9 protein-coding genes are annotated in these 8,627 nt (G+C 57.0%); 6 read left to right on the top strand and 3 right to left on the bottom strand.

Features of this window, described 5'->3' with window-relative positions; genetic code table 11:
• On the bottom strand, nucleotides 1-206 hold a 206-nt coding region (locus Q0362_RS00955; protein WP_298118790.1), incomplete at its 3' end, for a GNAT family N-acetyltransferase.
• A gap of 37 nt (nucleotides 207-243) precedes the next feature.
• Here Q0362_RS00955 and Q0362_RS00950 point away from each other — a divergent pair.
• Both Q0362_RS00950 and Q0362_RS00945 read left to right on the top strand, forming a co-directional pair.
• Nucleotides 244-1,095 carry a site-specific DNA-methyltransferase gene (locus tag Q0362_RS00950; RefSeq protein WP_298118785.1) on the top strand — a complete coding sequence of 284 codons (852 nt, stop codon included), beginning with the start codon at nucleotides 244-246 and terminating at the stop codon, nucleotides 1,093-1,095.
• The gene (locus Q0362_RS00945; RefSeq protein ID WP_298118782.1) at nucleotides 1,088-1,753 is read left to right on the top strand and encodes a pyridoxamine 5'-phosphate oxidase family protein; all 666 of its coding nucleotides are present in this window, start codon (nucleotides 1,088-1,090) and stop codon (nucleotides 1,751-1,753) included. The genes Q0362_RS00950 and Q0362_RS00945 overlap by 8 nt, the downstream gene beginning before the upstream one ends.
• 47 nt (nucleotides 1,754-1,800) lie before the next feature.
• Here Q0362_RS00945 and Q0362_RS00940 read toward each other — a convergent pair whose 3' ends face one another.
• A complete protein-coding gene (locus Q0362_RS00940) occupies nucleotides 1,801-3,582 on the bottom strand; it encodes an MDR family MFS transporter (protein WP_298118779.1) in 1,782 nt (593 codons plus the stop codon).
• A gap of 155 nt (nucleotides 3,583-3,737) precedes the next feature.
• Between Q0362_RS00940 and Q0362_RS00935 the strand changes: the two genes are divergently transcribed.
• Nucleotides 3,738-4,484 carry a M15 family metallopeptidase gene (locus tag Q0362_RS00935; protein WP_298118776.1) on the top strand — a complete coding sequence of 249 codons (747 nt, stop codon included), beginning with the start codon at nucleotides 3,738-3,740 and terminating at the stop codon, nucleotides 4,482-4,484.
• Here the strand turns inward: Q0362_RS00935 and pgm are convergent.
• Nucleotides 4,481-6,103, bottom strand: coding sequence for a phosphoglucomutase (alpha-D-glucose-1,6-bisphosphate-dependent) (gene pgm, locus Q0362_RS00930; RefSeq protein WP_298118773.1), 1,623 nt, complete (start codon nucleotides 6,101-6,103; stop codon nucleotides 4,481-4,483). The genes Q0362_RS00935 and pgm overlap by 4 nt on opposite strands.
• 35 nt (nucleotides 6,104-6,138) lie before the next feature.
• On the opposite strand from pgm, the gene pheA reads away from it, so the two are divergent.
• The 3 genes from pheA to Q0362_RS00915 form a co-directional block, all read left to right on the top strand.
• Nucleotides 6,139-7,083 (top strand): prephenate dehydratase, encoded by a 945-nt coding sequence (gene pheA / locus Q0362_RS00925; protein ID WP_280794597.1) that lies wholly within the window; start codon nucleotides 6,139-6,141, stop codon nucleotides 7,081-7,083.
• An 18-nt stretch (nucleotides 7,084-7,101) separates the two neighbouring features.
• The gene (gene serS, locus Q0362_RS00920) at nucleotides 7,102-8,370 is read left to right on the top strand and encodes a serine--tRNA ligase (RefSeq protein ID WP_298118766.1); all 1,269 of its coding nucleotides are present in this window, start codon (nucleotides 7,102-7,104) and stop codon (nucleotides 8,368-8,370) included.
• The coding region (locus Q0362_RS00915) for an HAD family hydrolase (RefSeq protein ID WP_298118762.1) at nucleotides 8,371-8,627 on the top strand (257 nt) is incomplete at its 3' end. It abuts the gene before it with no gap.

Below are 8,627 nucleotides of genomic sequence, written 5' to 3'. Positions count from 1 at the left end.
AGTTGTGTGTTTGCAACGGTGTCTGCAATACCGGCCCGTACCAAGATTGAAGCAAGTCCCTCACCGCGAAAAGCAGGATCAACAACGGTGTGAGTGAAGAGGCGATGTACGCCCTGATCCTCATACTCGAGGAAGCCTGCCTGCGTCCCATCTGAGCTGATGAGAAAACGTCGGACGGAAGGTTTGTGGGTCACTTCTGTGCTCATAGAACGAGCCTAGGACGATAACTGCGAGAATGGGCACGTGAGTTCAGCAACCGGTCGCATCATCGAGGGAAACAACCTCGAAGTCTTGGCGACCCTGCCGGATGAATCTGTCACCCTGATCTATATCGACCCTCCCTTCAACACGGGGCGTGAGCAGAGTCGCAGCAAGGTGACATCGGTCCTTGCTGCCGACGACTCCACGAGTGGACTAGTCGGGTTCAAGGGCAAGAGCTATGAGCGCACTCGTAGTGATCTGATGAAGTATGACGACCGCTTTGATGACTACTGGGCTTTCTTGGAGCCACGCCTGCGTGAAGCATGGCGCCTGCTCGCCGATGACGGAACTCTGTATCTCCACCTCGACTATAGAGAGGCCCACTACGCCAAGGTGATGCTGGATGCGCTCTTTGGCCGTGACTCTTTCCTAAACGAATTGATCTGGGCTTATGACTACGGCGCGAAGGCGAAGGGCCGTTGGCCCGCCAAGCACGACACCATCTTGGTTTATGTGAAGAACCCCAAGAACTATTACTTCAACTCTGAAGAGGTAGATCGCGAGCCCTATATGGCTCCTGGCCTGGTCACAGCAGAGAAGGCCGCCAAGGGAAAGCTCCCGACAGATGTGTGGTGGCACACCATTGTCTCGCCCACGGGCAAAGAGAAGACCGGCTACCCCACCCAGAAGCCAGAGGGTATTTTGCGCCGCATCGTCCAGGCATCCAGCCGCGAGGGCGACACCGTGCTCGACTTCTTCGCCGGCAGTGGAACCACGGGAGCAGTTGCAGCGGCCCTCGGCCGCGATTTCATCTTGATTGATCAAAACCCTGAAGCGCTCGCCGTGATGCGGTCGCGCTTCGCCCCTTACGAAGGAGCTGTTCGCTTTGAGTAATGCTGAACTTCCACGCACCGAAGAACTTCGGGTCAAGCGCATCCCGGAGAAGCAGGTCTTCGACCGCGATGCGCTGAATGCACTTCTTGATGAAGCAATCGTTGGTCACGTTGCTGTCGTGCGCGGGGATCAACCTGTCGTTCTTCCCGTCGGTATCGGTCGCGATGGCGACACCTTGCTGATTCACGGTTCGACCGGGTCAGGGATCTTCCGAGAGATGTCGGATGGACGTCCGCTCTCGATTGCCGTCACACTTCTTGACGGGCTTGTCTATGCACGCTCTGCTTTCGAAAGCTCTATCCACTACCGCTCAGCTGTGATCATGGGTAGCGCAACCGTGGTTGAAGGTGAAGAGAAGCTCGAGGCTCTCGCCATTCTCACCAACCACATGATGCCTGGTCGCTGGGAAGAAGTACGCGAGACCACCAAGAAGGAACTGGCTGCAACGATGGTGCTGCGCGTTCCACTGGAGCGAGTCAGCGTCAAGATCAGCGACGCCGGACCAGATGAATTCGAAGATGATGGAGATGACCGCTCCATCTGGGCAGGAATTCTTCCGCTGCGTATCGTTGCCGGTGAACCCTATGCCTCAGAGATGACTCCTCAGGGAACTCCCGTCTCACCTTCAGTAATTGCTCAGACCACGCGACTGGTTTAACTGACTCTGCCCAGACAATGTCTGGGCAGAGAATCAATTGTGAGTTGCTAGGAAGAAGACTTTGCCTTCTTCTGTGCCTTTCCCTCAGCCTTGGCCTTGTGAGCTTCACGTGCAGCTTCACGTGCTTCAGCTTCCTTGAGCTTGATTGCTCCTGTTGCGGTGCCAGGTTCCATCATGGAGCCCATCATCTCTGCTGAACGCTCGGCAATGAGTTCTGCATCCTCATCTGCTGCTTCCTGCATGGCGGACTTCTGACGAAGTGGGGTTGCCTTGAGGAACCAGCTGAGGATGAACGCAATCACAACAACGACGAGGCCGATTTGGTAGACGGTCACCGTTGCGTCAGCGAAGCCCACGAGGAAGGGCTTAGCCAAGGCCTCATTTGCTCCCACAAGGAACGAAGTGTCGCCATCGAGGGACGTTCCCACAGCGGTGGGGTCCTTATAGACGGCAAGAATGCCTGCGTTAGCGGGGTTAGAAGTAATGGCTGGATCAGCTAATGCCTTGGCAACACCAGCGGTGATGGAAGGAGTTTCGAATGCCTTCTTCAATGCTTCAGGAATGGTGTTGAACAGCACCGAGAACAAGATTGCCGTTCCGGCTGTACCACCCATGGTGCGGAAGAAGGTGGAGGAGCTGGTGGCCACACCGATGTCACGGGGACCAACCGAGTTCTGGCTGGCCACGGTCAGGGTCTGCATGAGCTGACCCAGACCTGCACCCATGAAGAACATGCCAATCATGACGAACCACAGCGGGCTGTCCCACGTCAGACGTGTGAAGAGCAAGAAGCCCAAAATCATGAACGCGGTTCCGAAACGAGGGAACCACTTGTAGCTTCCGGTCTTAGCAATAACCTGACCGCTGACAATGCTGGCAATCATCATGCCCAAGATCATGGGGAGCATAAGAAGGCCGCTCTCGGTGGGAGTGGCACCCTTCACCAGCTGGAGGTAAAGAGGGATGGTCATCATCGCGCCGAACATACCGAAGCCGACAAACACACCCAGGATGGTGGCCATGGTGAAGGTCTGTGACTTGAACATCTTCATGGGGATGAGGGCGTCATCGCCCATGGAGCGCTCGATCATCACGAAAGCAACTGCCGAGAAGACACCAATCAAGTAGCAGGAGATGGACGCCGTGGAGAGCCAGCCCCACTCGCGGCCCTGCTCAGCAACAACCAAGAGAGGAACAGTGGCGGTGATAACCGTTGTTGCACCCCACCAGTCAATGCGCACGCGGCGGTGAGTCTTGGGCAGGTGCAGAGCCTTGAGAACAACAGCCAGTGCCACGATGCCGATCGGCACGTTGATGAGGAAAACCCAGCGCCATCCGGTGATGCCGAGGATTTCTGGAGTGCCCGAAAGCAGGCCGCCGATGAGGGGACCAATGACCGAGGAGACACCAAAGACAGCGAGGAAGAAGCCTTGATATTTTGCACGCTCACGTGGCGCGAGCATGTCGCCCATGATGGCGAGCGGCAGCGCCATCAAACCACCAGCACCCAGACCCTGGATCGCGCGGTAACCAGCAAGCTGATACATCGTGTCAGCAGTTCCAGCCAGCAGTGATCCAATGACGAAGACAGAGATCGCGATGATGAACAGCGGGCGACGACCGAAGATGTCGCTGAGCTTGCCATAGAGCGGAGTCGAGATGGTCGACATGATCATGTAGGCAGTGGTGACCCAGGCCTGCAGAGACATACCGTCCAGGTCGTCCGCGATAGTGCGCATCGACGTGCTCACCACGGTCTGGTCCAGTGCGGACAGGAACATGCCTGACATGAGCCCGATCATGACAAGAAGGATTTCTCTCTTAGTCATGATCGATTCGCCTAGCGCGCGAGCATCTGTTTTAGACATACAACTTCTAACGTCAAAGTAGCGGGGAAGAATTCACGGGGAAAAACATCCCGTGTACCTGTCAACGCTATACCCGCTGGGGTTTATTCCCCAGCAGAGCTAGATATTCTGAAATTATGACCTCCTCCACAACAACACGGCTCTGCCTGCTCGTTGTGGGGACACTTCTGTTGACGGGGTGTGGTGCCGCCCCGATGCCCACGCCAACCGTAACCGCCACTCACAAGGCTACGGCTACGCCCACCCCAACACCTACGCCGACTCCCACACCGACATATAACCTGGTCGACCCTGGTTCCATCACGGTGGTCGCAAATAAGCATCGCCCTTTGAACCCGCTGGATTACGAAGCTGGAGACATGGTTGTTCCGGGAGTCGTGGGAAACCCCAACGGGCGCCTCTTGCGTGCAGAAGCAGCTGCCGCACTAGAGCAACTTGGCACAGATGCTGCTGCAGCGGGAATCTGGATGACAATCCTCAGTGGCTATCGCAGCTATGCCACTCAAGAACAGACGTATAACAACTTCGTGGCTCGAGATGGTGAAGAACGGGCCAACCAATACTCCGCAAAGCCAGGCCACTCAGAGCACCAAACGGGACTCGCTGTTGATCTTGATGATGGCAGTGGGTGTGCTTTGTATAACTGCTTTGCTGACACAGCCGCAGGACAGTGGCTAGCTGCCAACGCGTGGCAATACGGGTTTATCTTGCGCTACCCACTGGGCTCAGAACACATCACTGGCTACGAGTTTGAGCCCTGGCACTACCGCTATGTCGGCACGGAAGTATCAACGGCAATGCACAACAACGGCATTGCCACACTCGAGGAATTCTTTGGGCTCGAGCCAGCACCGACTTACTAAGCGTTCAGCGCTGCATCGACAATCTTCTTGGCTTCCGCCTGCACGAGCTTGAGGTGCTCAGGGCCTTTGAACGACTCTGCGTAGATCTTGTAGACGTCCTCGGTACCGGAAGGTCGAGCAGCAAACCATGCGAACTCTGTTTCCACTTTCACTCCGCCAATAGCTTCGCCATTTCCAGGTGCATGAGAAAGCTTGGCAATGATGGGATCGCCTGCAAGCTCTGTGGCGGTGATGTCGTCACCGCTGAGCTTGCCGAGGCGAGCCTTAGCTTCACGATCAGCTGCTGCATCCACGCGGGCATAGGCCGGGTCTCCGAAGCGTACGGTCAATTCGTTATAGAGAACCGACGGAGTCTTGCCGGTGACGGCAATGATCTCTGCTGCCAGCAGGGCAAGAATGATGCCGTCCTTATCGGTGGTCCAGACAGTTCCGTCCTTGCGCAAGAACGAAGCCCCTGCGCTCTCTTCACCACCGAAGCCCACGGAGCCATCCACCAGCCCAGGTACAAACCACTTGAAACCAACCGGCACTTCCCAGAGCACTCGGCCCAGGCCGTCAGCTACGAAGTTGATCATGGAGCTGGACACCAGGGTCTTGCCAATGCGGGCATCCTGACGCCAACCGGGACGGTTGGCAAACAAGTATTCAATGGCCACTGCCAAGAAGTGGTTGGGGTTCATCAGTCCTGCATCAGGAGTGACGATGCCGTGGCGGTCAGCGTCGGCATCATTACCGGTGAGGACATCAAAGTCGCCTCGCTTGGAGATGAGAGAAGCCATGGCGTTGGGGCTGGAAGGATCCATCCGGATCTTCTCGTCCCAGTCCAAGGTCATAAATGACCAGGCAGGGTCGACGTTGGGGTTCACCACGGTGAGGTTGAGGTTGTAACGATCCTTGATGGCAGCCCAGTAGGCAACCGAAGCACCACCGAGTGGATCAGCCCCAATGCGAACGCCTGATTCAGCAATAGCTTTCATGTCGATGACGTTCTCGAGGTCAGCAACGTAGTGCTCGAGGAAGTCATACTCCTCGATGAGACCTTCGGGGTTGGTGCGCTTCACATCAACCAGGCCTGCTTCGATGAGCTCGTTGGCACGAGCGGCAATCCAGTTCGTGGCCGAACCGTCAGCTGGACCACCGTGAGGGGGGTTGTATTTGAAGCCACCATCTTGGGGTGGGTTGTGGCTGGGGGTGACCACAATGCCGTCTGCCTCATCAGCGTGGCCGCCATTGTTATAGGCGAGGATTGCGTGTGACACAGCAGGAGTAGGCGTGAATCCATCTCGAGAATCCTTGAGCGTGCGCACGCCATTAGCCGCGAGCACTTCTAGAGCTGTTTCCTGGGCAGGGCGGCTCAGGCCGTGTGTATCGGCCCCGATGAACAGGGGCCCCGTAATGCCCTGCAGTGCACGGTATTCCACGATTGCCTGGGTGGTGGCGAGGATGTGCTGCTCATTGAAAGCTGCGTTCAGGGACGATCCGCGGTGACCACTCGTGCCGAAAACCACTCGCTGTTCGGGCACGCTTATGTCTGGGGTGAGGTCGTAATACGCCTTCACGAGGGCATCGATATCGATGAGGTCGGAAGGGAGGGCCTGAGTTCCTGCGCGGTTAGTCACAAGCCAAGTTTGCCAGTCCCGGTAGCATTTGAGACATGGGTTCTTCAGAAAAAGTAACGACGGCACCGGCATATAGCTATTTAGGTCCTGCCGGCACCTTTACTGAAGCTGCCCTGGCACAGGTTCCTGAAGCTCAAGGAAAGACCTGGCACTCGGTTAATAACGTGGGCGAAGCACTCGCTGATGTTGTCTCGGGCCGCTCGGTTGCAGCCATGATTGCCATTGAAAACTCTGTTGAAGGTGGCGTCACCGCTACCCAAGACGCCTTGGCAAACATTCCCAACCTGCGCATCATTGGTGAATACCTCGTGCCCGTTGAGTTCGAGCTTGTTGCCCGCAAGGGAACTTCTCTTGCTGACGTGAAGATTGTCAACGCTCACCCCGTTGCCTATGCCCAGTGCCGCGGCTGGCTTGAGAACGCCATCCCGCACCACGGCCACATTCCTTCCTCCAGCAACGTGGCAGCTGCTGCCAGCCTGCTGGAAAACGACACCGCAGATGCCGCCATCGCACCTGCTGGTATTGCCCGTCACTATGACGTGGAGGTTCTGGCTTCTGGAATTGCCGATAACCCCAATGCTGTGACCCGCTTCGTCTTGGTGAGCAAAACAAAAGAACTTCCAGCACCCACCGGGTCGGACAAGACCAGCTTGATCGTGGAACTTCCCGATGACCGCTCAGGTGCTTTGCTGGAAATGCTCGAGCAATTCGCCACCCGTGGCGTGAACTTGTCGTTGATTCAGTCCCGCCCGATTGGTGATGAGTTCGGTCGCTACCGCTTTGTTATTGATGCCGAAGGCCACGCCCGTGATGAGCGTGTGGCCGACGCATTGCTTGGCCTGCGCCGTTTCAGCCCGAAGGTGATCTTCCTCGGGTCATACCCACGCGCGGACAAGATCACCACAGAGCACTCCAAGCGCTATGCGGACGGCATCTTCACTGACGCACGCGCCTGGCTTGCGGAGATACTCGGCGACTAGTCACCGTAAACTGGGTGAGTGATTGACCCAGTATTGCTCCGCGAAAACCCTGACGTTATTCGAGCCTCACAGGTTGCTCGTGGATCTGACCCAGGACTCGTAGACGTTGCCCTGCAGGCAGACGCTGATCGTCGTGCTGCGCTGGCAGCCTTTGAAGAGCTGCGCGCAGAACAGAACGTGTTCAGCAAGAAGGTCGGTCAGGCACAAGGTGACGAGAAGAAGGCTCTCCTCGCTGAAGTAGCTCAGCTTGCCGCCAAGGTGAAAGAAGCCAACGCTGCAGCAACCGCTGCAGACGAGGCCTATACCGAGGCTGCCCGCAAGATTCAGAACCCCATCATCGAAGGCATTCCTTCCGGTGGCGAAGACAACTTTGTCACCCTGCGTGAGGTGGGCACTGTTCCCACCTTCGACTTTGAACCCAAGGATCACCTCGAGCTTGGTGAGAGCCTCGGCGCTATTGACATGACTCGTGGCACCAAGGTTTCTGGCGCTCGCTTCTACTTCCTCCGCGGAATTGGTGCACGTCTTGAGCTTGCCCTCATGAACTTGGCTCTGGATCGTGCGCTCGAAGCAGGATTCATTCCCCTGATTACCCCAACCCTCGTTCGCCCCGACATCATGCAGGGCACGGGCTTCTTGGGCGAGCACTCGGACGAGATCTACTACCTCCCCGCGGATGACCTCTATCTCACCGGAACCAGCGAGGTTGCGCTCGCCGGCTATCACGCTGACGAAATCATCGACCTAGCTGATGGCCCTCTGCGTTATGCCGGTTGGTCAACTTGCTACCGCCGCGAAGCCGGATCCAGCGGCAAGGACACCCGCGGCATCATTCGCGTCCACCAGTTCAACAAGCTGGAAATGTTTGTCTACACAACTCCTGAAGAGGCAGAGGCAGAGCACGACCGTCTCGTCGCGTGGCAGGAAGGCATGCTGCAGTCGCTAGGACTGGCATACCGCGTCATTGATGTGGCTGCAGGAGATTTGGGTTCCAGCGCTGCTCGCAAGTTCGACATTGAAGCATGGGTTCCCACCCAGGACGCATTCCGTGAGCTGACCAGTACTTCCAACTGCACGACCTACCAATCGCGTCGTCTCGAGACTCGCTACCGCACTGAGAGCGGAAAGACCGCTCCTGTGGCAACCCTCAACGGAACTCTTGCCACCACGCGCTGGTTGGTAGCCATTCTGGAAACACACCAGCAGGCAGATGGCTCGGTCATTATTCCTGAAGCCCTTCGCCCCTACCTCGGCGGAATGAGTGTCATCACTCCGGTGGGCGCCTAAGTGTCAGCAGTGACTCAGGTTTCACCTGAAGATCGGTGGCTTGTTGCCCTCGATGTTGATGGCACCCTCCTGACCCATCGCGGCGATGTTGCTCCCGAGGTAGTCGACGCTGTTCGCGCTGCTGCACAGCGTGGTCACGAAGTGATGCTGGCTACCGGCCGTTCACTAGTGGAAACCATTCCCGTCCTGCGCCAACTCAATATCTGGCCAGAGTATGTCGTGTGCTCGAACGGCGCCATGTTGCTCAAGCGTGATCC

The organism is uncultured Aurantimicrobium sp., from assembly GCF_936931525.1.
Taxonomy (GTDB): Bacteria; Actinomycetota; Actinomycetes; order Actinomycetales; family Microbacteriaceae; genus Aurantimicrobium.
Note: the sequence above shows the minus strand (reverse complement) of the source record. Positions and strands in the feature narration are given on the sequence as shown.

Bases quoted from the DNA above. Each gene is read 5' to 3' on its own strand.
- Q0362_RS00940 (WP_298118779.1), bottom strand. From the start codon at position 3,582: ATGACTAAGAGAGAAATCCTTCTTGTCATGATCGGGCTCATGTCAGGC.
- Q0362_RS00935 (WP_298118776.1), top strand. From the start codon at position 3,738: ATGACCTCCTCCACAACAACACGGCTCTGCCTGCTCGTTGTGGGGACA.
- pheA (WP_280794597.1), top strand. From the start codon at position 6,139: ATGGGTTCTTCAGAAAAAGTAACGACGGCACCGGCATATAGCTATTTA.